16 protein-coding genes are annotated in these 15,040 nt (G+C 53.2%); 13 read left to right on the top strand and 3 right to left on the bottom strand.

Going from position 1 to position 15,040, the window contains the following annotated elements; genetic code table 11:
• From PRECH8_RS06360 to PRECH8_RS06310, 11 genes are all read left to right on the top strand, one after another.
• On the top strand, positions 1-327 hold the full coding sequence (locus PRECH8_RS06360) for a cytochrome C oxidase subunit IV family protein (RefSeq protein ID WP_200966257.1): 327 nt from the start codon (positions 1-3) through the stop codon (positions 325-327).
• A gap of 176 nt (positions 328-503) precedes the next feature.
• Positions 504-1,424, top strand: a complete 921-nt coding sequence (gene ctaG, locus PRECH8_RS06355; RefSeq protein WP_200966256.1) for a cytochrome c oxidase assembly factor CtaG — start codon at positions 504-506, stop codon at positions 1,422-1,424.
• 28 nt (positions 1,425-1,452) lie between these two features.
• On the top strand, positions 1,453-1,905 hold the full coding sequence (locus PRECH8_RS06350; RefSeq protein WP_200966255.1) for a DUF420 domain-containing protein: 453 nt from the start codon (positions 1,453-1,455) through the stop codon (positions 1,903-1,905).
• Between the two features lie 121 nt (positions 1,906-2,026).
• The gene (gene mgrA / locus PRECH8_RS06345) at positions 2,027-3,025 is read left to right on the top strand and encodes an L-glyceraldehyde 3-phosphate reductase (RefSeq protein ID WP_200966254.1); all 999 of its coding nucleotides are present in this window, start codon (positions 2,027-2,029) and stop codon (positions 3,023-3,025) included.
• A 223-nt stretch (positions 3,026-3,248) separates the two neighbouring features.
• A complete protein-coding gene (locus PRECH8_RS06340; protein ID WP_200966253.1) occupies positions 3,249-3,962 on the top strand; it encodes a hypothetical protein in 714 nt (237 codons plus the stop codon).
• Between the two features lie 16 nt (positions 3,963-3,978).
• Positions 3,979-4,371: a GntR family transcriptional regulator gene (locus PRECH8_RS06335; RefSeq protein ID WP_200966252.1), complete on the top strand. Its 393-nt coding sequence runs from the start codon at positions 3,979-3,981 to the stop codon at positions 4,369-4,371.
• Between the two features lie 2 nt (positions 4,372-4,373).
• The gene (locus PRECH8_RS06330) at positions 4,374-5,318 is read left to right on the top strand and encodes an ABC transporter ATP-binding protein (protein ID WP_200966251.1); all 945 of its coding nucleotides are present in this window, start codon (positions 4,374-4,376) and stop codon (positions 5,316-5,318) included.
• Positions 5,319-5,366: 48 nt separating this feature from the next.
• Positions 5,367-6,269, top strand: a complete 903-nt coding sequence (locus PRECH8_RS06325) for an ABC transporter ATP-binding protein (protein WP_200966250.1) — start codon at positions 5,367-5,369, stop codon at positions 6,267-6,269.
• On the top strand, positions 6,262-7,527 hold the full coding sequence (locus PRECH8_RS06320) for an ABC transporter permease (protein ID WP_207161777.1): 1,266 nt from the start codon (positions 6,262-6,264) through the stop codon (positions 7,525-7,527). The genes PRECH8_RS06325 and PRECH8_RS06320 overlap by 8 nt, the downstream gene beginning before the upstream one ends.
• Before the next feature lie 56 nt (positions 7,528-7,583).
• The gene (locus tag PRECH8_RS06315; RefSeq protein ID WP_200966248.1) at positions 7,584-8,864 is read left to right on the top strand and encodes an ABC transporter permease; all 1,281 of its coding nucleotides are present in this window, start codon (positions 7,584-7,586) and stop codon (positions 8,862-8,864) included.
• A gap of 405 nt (positions 8,865-9,269) precedes the next feature.
• The gene (locus PRECH8_RS06310; protein ID WP_200966247.1) at positions 9,270-10,565 is read left to right on the top strand and encodes an MFS transporter; all 1,296 of its coding nucleotides are present in this window, start codon (positions 9,270-9,272) and stop codon (positions 10,563-10,565) included.
• A gap of 246 nt (positions 10,566-10,811) precedes the next feature.
• Here PRECH8_RS06310 and PRECH8_RS06305 read toward each other — a convergent pair whose 3' ends face one another.
• The 3 genes from PRECH8_RS06305 to PRECH8_RS06295 are packed head-to-tail and all read right to left on the bottom strand — an operon-like array spanning position 10,812 to position 12,424.
• A complete protein-coding gene (locus PRECH8_RS06305; RefSeq protein WP_207161776.1) occupies positions 10,812-11,159 on the bottom strand; it encodes a hypothetical protein in 348 nt (115 codons plus the stop codon).
• Positions 11,095-11,865, bottom strand: a complete 771-nt coding sequence (locus PRECH8_RS06300) for a hypothetical protein (RefSeq protein ID WP_200966245.1) — start codon at positions 11,863-11,865, stop codon at positions 11,095-11,097. Before PRECH8_RS06300 ends, PRECH8_RS06305 begins: the two co-directional genes overlap by 65 nt.
• Positions 11,858-12,424, bottom strand: a complete 567-nt coding sequence (locus PRECH8_RS06295) for an RNA polymerase sigma factor (protein ID WP_242457461.1) — start codon at positions 12,422-12,424, stop codon at positions 11,858-11,860. The genes PRECH8_RS06300 and PRECH8_RS06295 overlap by 8 nt, the downstream gene beginning before the upstream one ends.
• Before the next feature lie 190 nt (positions 12,425-12,614).
• Here PRECH8_RS06295 and PRECH8_RS06290 point away from each other — a divergent pair, with 190 nt between their 5' ends.
• Positions 12,615-13,244, top strand: a complete 630-nt coding sequence (locus tag PRECH8_RS06290) for a MarR family winged helix-turn-helix transcriptional regulator (protein WP_200966244.1) — start codon at positions 12,615-12,617, stop codon at positions 13,242-13,244.
• A complete protein-coding gene (locus tag PRECH8_RS06285; protein WP_200966243.1) occupies positions 13,237-14,973 on the top strand; it encodes an ABC transporter ATP-binding protein in 1,737 nt (578 codons plus the stop codon). The genes PRECH8_RS06290 and PRECH8_RS06285 overlap by 8 nt, the downstream gene beginning before the upstream one ends.
• Positions 14,974-15,040 lie beyond the last annotated feature (67 nt).

Genomic DNA, 15,040 nt, shown 5'->3' with positions numbered 1-15,040 from the left:
ATGCAGCAAGCAAGCCAATCTCCTGCTGGGGATTACGTAAGACGCAGCCGAACCCCGGAAGGGTCGCGCAACCATCTCATCACCTTTGTCATCTCGATCGTACTGACCATCCTTGCCTTCGCAGCGGTGATGATTCCAGGCCTCAGCCGAGAATTCGTCTACAGCCTGCTGGTCTTGATGGCGATCCTCCAGGTGTTGGTGCAGCTGGGGATCTGGATGCACTTGAAGGATCGGGGGCACTTCTGGGCGATCTTGGCAATGATCTTTGGCGGATTGGTTGTCGTATATGCGGTCGTATCCGTTCTGTTCTGGACTTGGTATCAATGATACGTGATTTGACGGGGACAATGATCATTGTCCCCGTTTCTTATATTTTTTGGGGAGAAATCGCTGTTCTTGTTCATAGATTATTCAATTTTGTTTAATCTTTCTGTTACGAACCCCGCCTGTGGATTGACTTCGCAGAAAGGGCTAACTATTCTTGAAGGAGGAGGCTCAGGGATATGTTGGGATTGGACAGCTTTACATTCGAAGAGTTATGGGACCCGCTTAAACTTCTCGTCTATGTGATCGTTGCAGCGGCCTACATCCTGCTCACAGGACCATACCGCGACCTGTTCCAAGACAGCGAGCCGCTGGATTGGCGGCGCAAGCTGATGTTCTTGAGCGGCTTATTCCTGTTCTATCTGGCTCAGACGGGTCCGCTTGAAGTATTGGCTCATATCATGTTCAGCGCCCATATGATCGCGATGACGATCTCTTATATCATCGTTCCGCCGCTGATCATCTTGGGAATTCCGGCATGGATGTGGCGGCGGTTTCTGAAACTGCGCATATTGCGGCCGTTTCGCTTCTTCGCCCATCCGATCCTGTCGATCGGACTGTTTAACGGTTTGTTTTCCTTTTACCATTTCCCAGCGGTGCTGGATTATGTCATGCTGAATTTTACGATCCATAAGCTCCTCTATGCGGTTCTATTCATCACCTCGCTGCTCATGTGGTGGCCGATCGTATGTCCTGTTCCGGAATATAACCGCATGAGCGAAGTGCGAAAGATGGCTTATATCTTCTTGGCGGGGTTCCTGTTAACCCCGGCTTGTGCGCTGATCATCTTCTCACCGGAACCGCTGTATGAGACCTATACGAATCCTGAAGTCTGGGCGCAGGCGCTCACCTACTGCGTCCCCGGCGATCCGGCGAGGTTCTTGGAGATGTTCGAAGGACCGTGGTATTTCACCAGCCTCTCGCAGGTGGATCACCAACAGATCGGCGGCATCACCATGAAGCTGATCCAGGAGGCGCTTTATATCTCGATCCTGGGTTGGATCTTCTTCCATTGGTTCCGCAGAGAGAAACAGCGGGATCAGAACCTCAGCGATGAAGAAGTGATCATGGAGTGGCGCAAGCGCATGAATCAGATCTGATTTATTACAAGGACAAAGAGGGAATGCTATGCAAACGTTACTGCCTTTATTCACGACTTCCTTGGTTTCTTCCAGTGCGATCTTGGTCGCCATCGGCTGGCGTTTGATCTTGAAGAACAAGCGTGAGCAGCATAAACGCGTGATGCTCACAGCAGCAGGACTGGCGCTGGCGTTCTTCATCCTCTATTCGCTCAGAACCGTTGTTATCGGCAATGTCAAATTCGGCGGCCCTGATTATCTGCTGGTGCCTTATCTGATCTTCTTATGGACGCATATCATCCTATCGACTACGTCGGCGGTCTTCGGGATCGTCACCTTGGTGCTTGCTTTTCGGGAGCGATTCGAGCGGCATCGCAAGATCGGCCGGATCACATCGGTGATGTGGTTGATTACGGCGTTCACCGGATTGGCTGTCTATATACTCTTATATGTGCTCTTCCCGGGCGATGTCGGCACGATCTTCGATGCGATCTTGCATTAATCCGATCGGGACGCATGTTGTGTAACCCTTTACGATCCTGCTAAGATAAAGATACCGTCAGACAACGTGGCACCCGTCTTGACGGTGAGATGACTAAATGATCCTATAAGGAGGATGCAACATGGCGACCTACATAGCAGACAGCAAGCGATATGATCGTATGGTCTATAATCGCTGCGGGCGTTCCGGCTTGAAGCTGCCGGCGATTTCCTTGGGGTTATGGCATAACTTCGGCGGAGTAGACAGCCTGGAGAATATGCGGGCGATCCTGCGCCGTTCCTTTGATCTGGGGATTACGCACTTCGACTTGGCGAACAACTACGGTCCGCCGCCGGGATCGGCAGAGGAGAATTTCGGGCGGATCTTGAAGCAGGATTTCGCTGCTTACCGCGATGAGATGATCATCTCGACGAAGGCCGGTTATTATATGTGGCCGGGTCCTTACGGCGAATGGGGATCGCGGAAGTATCTGATCGCCAGCCTCGACCAGAGCCTGAAGCGCATGGGACTGGAGTATGTCGATATCTTCTATTCACACCGCTTCGACCCGAACACGCCGCTGGAAGAGACGATGGGGGCCTTGGACAGCATCGTCAAGCAGGGCAAAGCGCTGTATGTTGGAATCTCGAGCTACGATGCGGAGCAGACAGCGGAAGCGATCAAGATCCTGAAGGAATTGGGCACACCGCTGCTCATCCATCAACCGCGCTATAACATGTTCGATCGCTGGATCGAAGATGGATTGCAGGATGTGCTGGAGGAGCACGGCGTGGGCAGCATCGCCTTCAGTCCGCTGGCCCAAGGGCTGCTGACGAACAAATATCTGCAGGGCATTCCGGAGGACTCGAGAGCAAGCAAGGACAGCTCGCCGTTCCTCCATCCTTCGGATATCACGGAAGAGAAGCTCAGCAAGATTCGCCGCCTGAATGAGATCGCGAAGGAAAGGGGGCAGAGCCTGGCGCAGATGGCGCTTGCTTGGGTGCTGCGCGGGGGCAGGGTGACTTCGGCTCTCGTCGGTGTAAGCCGCGTCAGCCAGATCGAGGACAATGTGAAAGCCCTCGACAACCTGGAGTTCTCGGAAGAAGAGCTGAAGCGCATCGATGAGATCCTGATGGACTGATCGCCGCTGCAGCTCCGATCATCACGCAAAATCCCTGAAGATAAAAGTTGGACGGAAAACTCTCGAAGGGTTTCTGTCCAACTTTTATTTTTTTACAAAAAAGGTATTGTCAAATTCATCACAATCTGTATACTGTGTATATAGATATACACAGTATACAGACCATAACGTTACCGGGCGTCGGTACAACATAAGAATCCACAGGAAAGGATGGTCATCACCGTTGTCGAAGGCTCGCAGATTGGCAGCGATTGAGTTTCGATTCTTCTGGTTGGATTATGTGTTCTCAGCGTTGTTTTTTATCTTGTACAGCTTGTATATCGCGCTGATGATCACGGAAGCCTACGAAGGCGACAAATTCGCGATGGGATTTCTCGATTTTGTGATCTTGATGTTCGCGCAGATTCTGGGGCTTGGGCTTACTAGAAACAATTTTAAGAATCCCTTCCGCCATGATCCCCATACGCAGAAAGTCAGGATGATGAAGCGGCTGCCCGTTCGCTCCCGGGACATTGCTGCAGCGCGATTGATTCCCGTCATCGTGCTCACGATCGTGAATGGGGCCGGATTAATCTTGCCTGCTTACGGAGTCTTGCGGTACAGAGAGGTCGAGATCGGCTTTCCAGAGATCATGACGCTGCTGTATTTTGTGATCCTGATCGGAGTGAGCATGGGCTATTTATATGCTTACTTGGAGATTGGATATACGAGCAAAGTATATTTTCTCTTGAGCACTGTGGCGATCGGTTTGCTATGTCTTCTATTAATCGTATGTTGGGTTAATGATGCATTCCTCATCTACTGGCTGCTCCAGCAAGCACGAGAAGGCATACACCCGGTGATGTATGTATGGCCTCTGGTATTGGCGGGTTTGATGATCTATGGATGCTTCCATATGGTCGTGCGGCGTCTGGATCGACGAGATTACTACAACTGAAGGACGGTGATGCACGATGCGGATCCCGATCCAGATATCGCTGGAGCATCCCGAACCCTTGTACCATCAGATCAAGACCCAGCTGCGCGATCTGATCATGGGCGGTCAATTGGAGCCGGGCATGCTTCTTCCCTCGATCAGAGAACTGGCACAGGATCTGTCATGCAGCGTGATTACGATACGTCGCGTCTATCAAGACTTGGAAGCGGAAGGCCTGTTATGGACGCGTCAAGGCACGGGAACTTTCGTGGCGAACATAGGAGAAGGACATATGGAGAAGCATCGGCGGGAGGTTGTCCTGTCAGCGATTCGCGAGGCTGTCGATACCGCTCGCCGGCATCAGTATGATGATGATGAGATTCGTGAGATGTTCGAGGATTGCCTGCAGCAACGAAAGGGGGAGGACTAACCATGGTTGAAGAGCAACCGGCAGTTGTTCTGGATGGGGTCATGAAGAAGGCGGATCAGTTCACCCTTGGTCCCATCGATCTGCAGATTCCATCGGGGTACATCACAGCGATCATCGGGCCGAATGGTTCGGGGAAGAGCACATTGTTTAAGATCTTGACGAACCTGATGAAAGCCGACGCCGGGTTCGTGGAAGTGCTTCAGATGAGATATCCGATGGACGAAATAAAGCTGAGAGAGAAGATCGGCTATATGTCGGAAACCCTCGATGTGATCGATGATTCGATCACCCCAAGGGAATGGACGAAATTGTTCAGCCCTTTCTATGCGGGTTGGGACCAACGAAGATACAAATGGTTGATGGATCGCTTTAAGGTGGAAGAATACAAGAAGATCAAGAAGATGTCCAAGGGGATGGTGCAGGCCTTTGCTTTCGTCCAAGCGCTCTCCCATTCACCGGAGCTGCTGCTGCTCGATGAACCTTCATCGGGTCTCGATCCCATCGCATGGAGTGACATGATCGAGGAGATTCACCGCTTCATGGATGAGGACAGCGCGCATACCGTCGTCCTTGCTACGCATATTACGGAGGAAGTACGCAGGTTAGCCGACTATGTGGTGTTCATGTATGACGGTCAAGTGCTCGGGATGTATGAGAAGGATCAGCTGTTTGAGGATTGGAAGGAGATCTGGGTAGAAGGGGTTGACACCCAAACCTCTTCCGTCCAGATTCGAGACATCCCGGGAATCTTCCGAGTGGATCGGAATATCCCGAATCGTTGGATCACCGATGACTATCCGCGGGCAGCGGCGGAGCTGGAGCGATTAGGGATGCGGATCTATCAAGCACAGCCGCTCCATCTCGATGAGATTATGCGCTGCATCGTGGATCGATATCGTGAAGGATATGGTGACATCAACCATGCCCGAAGGATCATTCCTTCATAGAGGAAAGAATAATGAGTCCATATGAGTTCATAAAGGAGTGTATAAGAGATGATGCCATTGCAAGTGGAGAAAGTAACGAAGCAATACGGCGATAAAGTCGCCGTGAACAGCATCGACTTCAAGGTCGGTGAAGGCGAGATCTTCGGCCTGCTGGGAGCCAACGGCGCCGGGAAGACGACGACGATGCGGATGGTGCTCGGGCTGATCTATCCCGATTCGGGCCGCATCCTGTGGAAGGGCAAAGGCTACCGCGAAGAACTCCGCCGCATCATGGGGTATCTGCCCGAGGAACGCGGCTTGTATCCGAAGGTGAAGGTCAGCGAGCAGATCGTATACTTGGCGGAACTGCGCGGGATGAAGCGGCAGGAAGCTGACAAGCGCTTAAAGGAATGGCTCGAGAAGTTCAATGTATCGGAGTATTACAACAAACGGGTGGAAGAGCTGTCCAAGGGGAACCAACAGAAGATTCAATTCATCGCGGCAGTCATCCACCAGCCCGAGATTCTCATCCTCGACGAGGCCTTCAGCGGGCTCGACCCGGTTAACGTAGAGCTCCTCAAAACGACGGTGCAGGAACTTCGCAAACAGGGCACATCGATTCTATTCTCCAGCCATCGCATGGAGCATGTGGAAGAACTCTGTGAGAATATCATCATCCTGCATCGTTCGAATACGAAGCTGCAGGGCAATCTCAAGGAGATCAAACGGCAGTTCCCGAAGGAGCGGGTCGTGCTGGAGACAGAAGGCAAGGTGAGCGGTCTGGAGCGCATACCCGGCGTACGGGAAGTACGCGAGACAGCAACGGGCTATGAGATCCGGATCGACCATATGAGAGCTGCGCAAGAGATCTTAAACACCGCCTCCGCCCAAAGCACGGTTTACCGCTTCCAGGTGATGGAGCCGACGCTCAACGATATCTTCATCAGAACAGTAGGTGAGATTGATGAGTAAGCTTGGCTCAGTGATCCGATTTACCTTCTGGAGTCAAGCGCGGACAAGGGGATTTATCATCGGTACGGTATTCTTCTGCCTCTTGATCACCATCGGGATTCATCTGCCGCTGATCATCCAGGCGTTCAACTTCGGCGGTACGGATAAGATCGCCGTGTTGCCATCTTCATCGCAATTGCCTGCTGCGCTGCATGCGTTCTACACCGAACAAGAGGAAGCGGAGATCGAGATCATCCTGCTTGACGATCAGGGAAGCTTCGAAGCGAACGAGGCCTTGGCGAAGGAGATGCTGTTCTCCGGTGAGATCGACGGGTATCTCATCATTCCCGGGGATGAGCAGACCATCGCAGCAGAAGCTCAGTTCAAATCGAAGGACGCCGGTTCCAGCGTACAGAACAAGCTGCAGACGGCCCTGCAGTTCCTTAGAACGAGCATGGTGGCTGCCCAGTTCCAGTTATCCGGTGAGGAGCTGGCGGAGCTGAACAGAACCTTCATCGTCGAAAGCATCCACATCATGGAGAATGACGCCGGCAAATCGGAACAGGAGATCGCGATGACGATCGTCTTCGTCTTCGTCATGCTGTCGATGCTCTTCGGCTCGATCTTCGGCGGCGGGGCCATGGTCGCAACCGAGGTCAGCTCGGAGAAAAGCTCGCGGGTGATGGAGATCCTGATCACCAGCGTCAAACCGATGGTGCAGATGTTCGGGAAAGTCATCGGTGTGTTCCTGATCGGATTCGTGCAGATCCTCATCTATGCAGCGGTGGCGATCATCAACTTGATGCTGCCGTATAACCGCGAGGCTTTCGCCAATTTTAATCTGGATCTGAGCGCCTTGTCGATCTCGATGCTGCTTTACTTCATCCTCTTCTATCTGATCGGTTACTTCGCCTATGCCGTCCTGTTCGCTGCCGCGGGGTCGATCGTCAGCCGTACGGAGGATGTGAACCAGGTGATCAGCCCGATTATGGTTCTCTCCCTGCTTACATTCTACGTGGCGATCTTCTCCGTATCGAATGCCGGTGCGCTGTATGTGGAGATCCTATCCTTCGTGCCTTTGTTTACGCCGGTGTTGATGTTCCTGAGGATCGGGCTCAGCGATCCGGCGATCTGGGAGATCGTGCTGGCTGTGGCTGTCAATATCGGCTTTATCGTCGTGACGGGCTGGCTGGCAGCGAAGATCTATCGCGCCGGAGTCCTCATGTACGGCAAGCGGCCGGCACTGAAGGAAGTTTGGAAAGCGATGCGTTATTATTGATGCGCCGACAGGGCGTTGATATTGAGATCATGCTGGGATAATACTGAGCAAAGAAGGTGAATATCGTGCAGGGTTTGATGTCCATCATTCGTTTCACGTTCATGACGCGTCTTAAGTCGAAAACCTTCCTCGTGGTGAGTCTGGTCTTCTTCTTGATCATCACGGGTCTTATCAATTTGCCGCGGCTGTTCAGTCTGTTTGGCAGCGGGGAATCTGAGCCCGATGCGATCGCTGTGTTGAACGGACCGTCAGAAGTCGTACAGGGGCTCATCGCATACTACGCGCAGCAGGAGAACCCCGCCTACCGGATCATCGATATGAGCGGGCAGTCGGAGCAAGCGGCGCGAGAGAAACTCGCTGAGAAGGAGATCGTCGGCTATCTGGTATTCGATGAGCAGGCTGCAGATTTTCCAAGCGCGGTCTACAAATCACGGGGAACGATGGAGTTCAATGTGCTGGAAGAATTAAGCACGGCTCTGAACAGGGTCAAGCAGCAGATCCTGATTGAGGAACTCGATCTGCCAAGGGAGCAATTCGAACGGATCACTTCGCCGGTGATGTTGACCAGTGAACAGGTGCTTCTCACTTCGGACGGCGACGGCAAGTCGATCGATGAAGTGATGATGGCTTATCTGCTCGTCTATGTCATGATCTTCTTCCTGTACATGGCGGTTATCATGTATGGTCAGATGATCGCGACGGAGATCACCGCCGAGAAAAGCTCGCGGGTGATGGAGATCCTAATCTCTTCGGTGTCCCCGATCACGCAGATGGCCGGAAAGCTGATCGGCATCTGTCTGCTAGGCCTTGTGCAGCTGCTATTCTTCGTCGCGGTGATCGTCGGAAACTTTCTCTTGGTACCGGGCAATACCGATGTGATCCATGAGATCGGATTCGATCTGAGCAAGCTGGATTCGAGCTTATTCTACTACTTCTTGATCTTCTATTTGATCGGCTATTTCACCTACGGTACTCTGTCGGCGGCGATCGGCTCTTTGGTCAGCCGCACGGAGGAGCTGAATCAGGCGATCACGCCGGTGATGGTGCTCGTCATTATCGCTTTCTTCATCGCCTTCTCCGGAACGCAGAATCCGAATACACCGATGATCACGATTACGTCTTATGTGCCGTTCCTCGCGCCGCTCATCATGTTCGTGCGCATCGGCATGAGTGATCCGGCATTATGGGAGATCTGGCTGTCGATCGCCATTCAGCTTGCCGCGATCTGGGGATTGAGCTGGCTGTCGGCGAAGATCTACCGCACTGGCGTGCTCATGTACGGCAAGCGTCCTACGCTGAAGGAACTCTGGAAGGCGATGAAAGCGTACGGAATCTGAGTGGAGGGTTGAGGATGAACCAGGTAACTGGACGTTGAATGTATGATGAAGATAGATATAAGTTAGATATAAGAGATATAAGTTAACGTGATAGATGTTTAGGGATATAGATGCAAATTTGCGTGATGTATGGAGTTAGCACTGGCCATATGCTGGGGTCAGTGCTCTTCTTCTTTTCCTTGTGGAAGGAGAGCATGCTTGGGCTGGTAATGGATGAGCAGGGAGGCAGTTGGATAAAACATGCCGACCGATGGCACAGACGAGATATAGATGATAATATGGATGTGTTGTGCATCTGATCGTCATCGTATCGTCTTAGAGCAGGGCGGAAATATGATCAATTGAGATCGGTTACGTGAGACGCCAGAAAATGTTGACTCAGCGTAAGCGGAATCCGCACCTGAGATGCATGAGACGATCACGATTAACAGCTGCAAGGAGAGAATCGGAGTGGAGAAGCGTCCAGCAAGGATACAACAGAGATTAAACAAAGTCTATGTTCTGCAAGTGGCGACGATTTTCGTCGGTTTTGTTATTTTCGGGATCTCAGAGAATATCAAAGGACCTGCGATCCCCCGCATTCAATTCGATTTCATGCTGAGTGAAGCGCAGGTGGGGACACTGCTGTCCTTAAATTCCCTCGGATATCTGATCGCTTGCTCCTTTACAGCGTACTTAACCAGACTGTGGGGAATTAAACGCGTGACGGTCATGGCCTTTGCGTCCATGACGATTGCCGGCGTGTTTATGTTCCTCGCGCAGCAGTTCGGCTGGTTTACAGCATCCTATTTTCTGATGTACATCGGCAACGGCATGCTGGAGATTGCACTCGCCATCCTGGGGGCGCGGATCTTCGTGCGCAATACCGGAATGATGATGAATATCGCCCACGGCTTCTACGGACTCAGTTCCATCGCCGCGCCGCTGATCGCCACGGGACTGATGAAAGTGACGATCTACGGCTATACCTTAGATTGGCGGGGTATGTATCTCGTCATGCTGTCCCTGTCGATCATCCCGATGATATTGACGCTTATGGGCAAGTTTCCTGAGGCAGAAGAAGAGACGGCAGAGCGCACCCCGGTAAGTACATTGCTTAGGGATCCGGCGCTGTGGCTGACCGTGCTCATCTTGACCTTCGGTGTTGTCTCCGAGTTGGCCGTCGGCGGATGGCTCGTCAACTTCCTGGAGAAGGCTTATGACTGGGATACCGTATCGGCTTCCGGGATGCTGTCCATGTTCTTCGTCTGCTTCACGTTTGCGCGTCTATTCCTGGGAACGTTGACGGATCGCTTCGGATATACCCTGTCTCTGATCGTGTTTTCGCTGGCATCCGGGTTGTGTACCTTTGGGGCGCTGATATTCGGTGAACCCGCGGCGTTCCTGTTTGCACTGTCCGGCGCAGGAATCGCGATGATCTATCCGACGGTGATGGCGCTTATCGCGAAGCGATACCCGAAGGAGAGTGATACGGTCATCACCTTTACGGTCACTTTGATGGGGGTTGGGAGCGTCATCGGCAACTATCTAATCGGCGGTGTGATCGAGGTGACGAAACATCTATACGGCTCAGACACTTCGCTGGGTCTGCTCCGCGGTCTGCAAGCGGGTTATGGTGTAATTGGATTATGTGCTTTGCTGTGCACGGTTTCAGGGATTGTGCTCTATTCCTATCTGCACAAGCGGAAGGAGATCGTATAGTATGAACGCAGGGACGGATCTAATGCCGAAGGGTTAGAGACATGTCAAGCCGCCTTGTACGGAAGCTGTCCTGTACAACGGATGTCTTCCTAATAAACAAGGCGGCTTTCGTCTGGTCTGCCGGAGACGTTAAGCCGCCTACGCTTAGGGGTCCTTATGAGTCGAGGATCGAAATCTTATGGATCTGTAAAAGCTGCATCAACTGCAGCCATTCCCCGTCCTGATCTTGATAGCGCAGCGTAACGGTTAGTGGATAGAAACCAGTGAAACCTGAACGGATACGTCCGCATAGATGGCGCCGTCTTCTGCCCGATAACGGAGGGTGTTGCCGAAAACGGGGGTATCGAACCACATGCCGGCATCGCTTTCCTCATACGTGAAGCTTCGTTCCTCTCCATTCAACACAAAGGTATAGGTGCGGCTGTGGTCATGCCGATCAAGTCTGGCTTCGACCAGCGACTCAACCGCGGTGCGCGGAACCTGCTCAGGGAGCTCTTCCAGATCAGCGTTCAGTACTTTGAGCTCCGAATCACGGATCCCGGTGCCATATGCGGTTGTTAGAGCTCGACTCCGTATTCGAAGGCTTCTCTGCATGGCCATCCCCGTCCTCATCTTCGATGATCTGTACTTCACGGATCAGGTTCGTGTCCGCGGCGATGTTCATCCGCAAGGTTTCGTAGAAGGCGGAACCCGTGGAGTCTGTCAGCATCAACCGCAGGCGATAATGAACTTCGCCGTCTTGTTCTATCACCTGTTCGATATGGACTTCTTGCACCCATGGACTGGAAATATCATAGCGGTCTAAGAGTTTCTTGTCCTCGACGTGTTCCCATAAGCGGTCAGCGGGCACCGATTGTCCGCTGAGCGCCCCCAGTTCCCGCAGCATCAGAGCTTTCGCGAATTCGATGATCGTCTGGTCGGTACCGCGATATGCATCAGCATCCAACAGCTTCCAGAATTCCAGATTGCCTCCGTCGCCCTCTTTGAGCTCCAGCTTCACTGGTTCAATCACAGGTTCAAAGGGTGCAGGATCGACCGGCGGTTCGATCTCTGTACCGGGCTGCGGCCCAGCTGGGACGCTGGTTTCCATAACATGGCCCGAGATCCATACCGGGAGGATGATCAACATGCCAAGGGCAAGGATGAGCATGGCTGCTGCAGGCAGCGGGCAGACCGAGCGGGATCGGGAGATGCGCTGCACACGCAGCTCAACCTTGGTCATCATCTCCGGTGTGAATCGCTTCCCGCGGAATGGGGGACGGGCGAGTTTCTCTTCCCAGAACGAATCTTGATCAATCATAGATCTTCCTCCCCTTCAGGATATTCGCTGCTTTCTGTTTAGCGCGGTGGATTCTTGATTTGACCGTTCCGACGGAGATGTTCAAGATCTCTGCGATCTCTTCCATACTGAACTGATAATGGAACCGCAGGATCAGCGGATCGCGAAATTTCCTCGGCAGTTCCATGATCACTTGCCATAGTTCTGCTTCCGTTTCATAGGCGATGACGGTTTCTTCAGCAGAAGGAGCCGTCCTATGTCCTGCAGAGACAGAGGGGGATCCATCCGGTGAACGGCTGTCCAGCAGCACCGCTTTCCGCAGGAATGCTCTGCGCTGTGCTGTGAAGGCGGTATTCCTGGTGATCTTGAGCAGCCAAGACTTGACTGAGGATTCCCGGCGGAAGGTATGAAAGCTGCGGTATGCCCTGATAAAGGTCTCCTGTGCGATATCATCGGCCAGATGGGGATCTCCAGTCAGGAAATAGGCATACTTCCACACGTCCTCGCCGTAGTGCTCCATCAAGGCCCGAAGGTCTTCTACATCGATTGCGGCGACATCGTATAGGTAGTGTTCTTGCACAGGTTCCTCCTCCTTTCACTAGAATAGACCTCCCCACGATGTGAATAGTTCCCATTTTGTTGAATGAAGATGTATGAATGTTGTGTTTACAAGGCAGGGTTTTTCGATTATCTTATTAGTTAGCCGACTAACTAATTCGTGACGAATGCTGTTGGTGCTTCTATTGTACATAAAAAATGGAGGATGTATGATGCGCAGACATGGACATAGCGGCAGAGGACAGGGGCATGGAGGGCACCGCCGCATCCGGGATAAACCGATCATGGCGATGATGTACCATATCTCAAGACACCACTTTAACCATATTCACGCGGAACTCAGTGAGTATGATGTCTATCCCGGACAGCCGCCGCTGATGTTCGCCTTAGCCCGGCAGAACGGGCAGAGTCAGAAGGAATTGGCAGAACAGCTGGAGATCACGCCGGCGACGCTGACGGTGATGATCAAACGCATGGAGAAGAACGGGCTCTTGCGCCGTGAGGCGGATGTGGAAGATCAGCGGATCTCGCGGATCTATCTGACAGATAAAGGGCTCGAGATCCTGGAAGATGTGCGCGAGACCTTAGAACGATTGGAACAGCAAGCCATCGAAGGCTTTACCGATGAGGACATTCATATCCTGCGTCAACTATTGCTGAGGATCAATCGGAATATCAGCAGATCCCGCGGCACATCCCGCAGTGAAGCCGAGGCCGGGGCCGAGGAAAATATGGAGGCAAGTGCTGAGGCCAATACCGAGGCAAGTGAAGATTCGAATGAAGCAGATGAAGATATGAAGGATGAAGCTTCGAATAACGATGATGAGGTGCAAGATGATTAGACTGTTGCGTTATCTTCGGCCGCATTGGAAGGCGGCGATACTGGCGCCGCTGCTCATGGTCTTGGAAGTCGTGATGGATCTGCTGCAGCCTGCGCTTATGGCAAGTATCATCGACCACGGCGTCATGGCGGGGGATTTTGCCCATATTGGACGGACGGGACTGATCATGATCACGGTGGCGCTGATCGGGATCATCGGCGGCGTAGGCTGCACGATCTACTCATCCATCGCCGCCCAGCGATTCGGAGCGGATCTAAGGCATGATCTCTTCCAGCATGTACAGACGTTCTCCTTCAAGAATCTGGATGATCTAAAGACCGGTTCGCTGATCACCCGCTTGACCAACGATATCGTCCAGATTCAGATGATGGTGCAGATGCTGCTGCGCATCTTCGTCCGTTCACCGCTGCTTGCTGTCGGCAGTATCGTCATGGCGGTCATCATCAGTCCGAAGCTGGCGGGGATCTTGGCCGTCTCCGTGCCGCTCTTGTTCATCGTGATGTTCATGATCATCCGCCTGGCTTTGCCGATGTTCACCAAAGTGCAGCAGCGTCTAGACCGCGTGAACACCGTGCTCCAGGAGAACTTGGCGGGGATGCGCGTCTCGAAGGCGTTTGTGCGGGCGGATTATGAGAAAAAACGCTTCGGTCGAGCGAACACGGATTATACGCAGACGGCGGTCCGAGCACAGCGGCTGGTGGCCGTGAACATGCCGATCCTGATGTTGATCCTGAATGTCAGCATCATCATCGTCCTCTTGATGGGAGGCAAGGATGTCATCGGCGGTTCTTTTGAAGTGGGGAGTTTGGTGGCGTTTATCAACTATGTGACACAAGTGCTGTTCTCGATGTCCTCTGTGGCGATGCTGCTGGTTCGACTGTCGAGTGCCAAAGTGTCCGCCGATCGCGTGTTAGAAGTGATGAATACGCAGTCAGAGATACGTCCGCCGGCGAAGCCGGTGAAGGTTGCAGCTGGGGATATGGGCCGGGTCGAGTTCCAGAGCGTCAGCTTCTCCTATGGTTCATCATCGGAGCTCGTCCTGCAAGATGTCAGTTTCACCGTAGAGCATGGACAGAAAGTCGCGATCATCGGCGCTACCGGTGCGGGGAAATCCTCCCTGGTCGGTTTGATCCCGCGCCTCTATGATGCGACAAGCGGTGCCGTGCTTGTGGGCGGTGTTGATGTGCGTGAACATGATCTGTATGAACTGCGCAGACAGATCGGCATCGTGCTGCAGGAGACGATCCTCTTCTCCGGCACGATCCGCGATAATATCCGCTTCGGCAAGCCGGAGGCCGCGGAGGAGGAGGTCATCGCCGCGGCGAAGGCAGCCCAAGCCCATGACTTCATCACCGCTCTCCCGAACGGCTATGATACGCAGCTCGGCCAGCGCGGCGTGAACCTGTCCGGAGGGCAGAAGCAGCGCATCGCCATTGCGCGGGCGCTGATCCTTAAGCCGGCGATCCTGATCTTGGACGACAGCACCAGCGCCCTCGATATGGGGACGGAGTCCCGTCTGCAGCAGGCTTTGGCGGAGCTGATGCGGGGACGGACGACGATCATGATCGCCCAGCGGATCTCCTCCGTCATGGATGCGGACACCATCCTGGTGATGGATCAAGGAAGGATCGCCGCCTCGGGGACCCATGCGGAGCTGCTGGCATCGAACCGAATCTATCAAGAGATCTACGAGTCCCAATTGGGGAAGGAGGAAGCAAGATATGGCTAATCAGCCGGGACAGTTTCAACCGGGAAGATCGGCGGCGGGTGCGGGTTCTTCCGGCCCGGCCGCTGCC

The sequence above is a fragment of the Insulibacter thermoxylanivorax genome (genome assembly GCF_015472005.1).
Classification (GTDB): Bacteria; Bacillota; Bacilli; order Paenibacillales; family DA-C8; genus Insulibacter; species Insulibacter thermoxylanivorax.
Note: the sequence above shows the minus strand (reverse complement) of the source record. Positions and strands in the feature narration are given on the sequence as shown.